Annotated in this window: 1 protein-coding gene; it reads left to right on the top strand. The window is 27.5% G+C overall.

Annotation, left to right across the window (positions count from 1 at the left end):
- The first annotated feature begins 205 nt into the window (after positions 1 to 205).
- Positions 206 to 691 (top strand): thiol peroxidase, encoded by a 486-nt coding sequence (gene tpx, locus G3997_RS02720; RefSeq protein ID WP_296647695.1) that lies wholly within the window; start codon positions 206 to 208, stop codon positions 689 to 691.
- Positions 692 to 810 lie beyond the last annotated feature (119 nt).

Here is an 810-nt window from a genome sequence, read left to right as displayed (position 1 = left end):
ATTTGTAGTTATACAAAATGAAATGACAGTTGAAGAATTAGCTATGACTGATTTCTTCTTCCAACCACACTTTAACAAACCTTGGAGCTTATTAAATACAGTTGCCTTAAAAGCACTGTAGATTATTTAAACTAATTTATGAATAAATACAACATAAAAAAATCAAAATAAATATGACGTTTTAATTACATAAGGAGGAATAAAAATGCAAGTAACATTTCAAGGAAACCCATTAACATTAGCAGGAACTCAAATTAAAGTTGGTGATACTGCTCCTGACTTTATAGTTACAGATAATGATTTAAATCCAATAAAATTAAGTGATACTAAAGGTAAAAGAGTATTTTTAACAGTACCATCATTAGATACTCCTGTATGTGATACAGAAGTAAGACGTTTTAACCAAGAAGCAGCAAAATTAGGTGATGTAACTATATACACAATATCTATGGACTTACCTTTTGCTCAAGCTAGATGGTGTGGATCTTCTGGAATAGATAAAGTTGTAACTGCTTCAGATTACAAAGATAGAGAATTTGGTAAAAACTATGGAGTTTATATAAATGAATTAGGACTTTTATCTAGAGCTGTATTTGTAGTTGATGAAAATAATAAAATTACTTATGTTGAATACTTAAGTGAAATAACTAATGAACCAGATTATGATAAAGCACTAAATGCCTTAAAATAGTAAATACTTAAACTATATTTACTTATAACAAAAAAAGAGAGCTTAAATGTGCTCTCTTTTTAATATGCTAATTCGCTATTATAAACAATTTTCTTATTCACATACTTACTAGTACATAC

Source organism: Romboutsia sp. 13368, from assembly GCF_018336475.1.
Taxonomy (GTDB): domain Bacteria; phylum Bacillota; class Clostridia; order Peptostreptococcales; family Peptostreptococcaceae; genus Romboutsia.
Note: the sequence above shows the minus strand (reverse complement) of the source record. Positions and strands in the feature narration are given on the sequence as shown.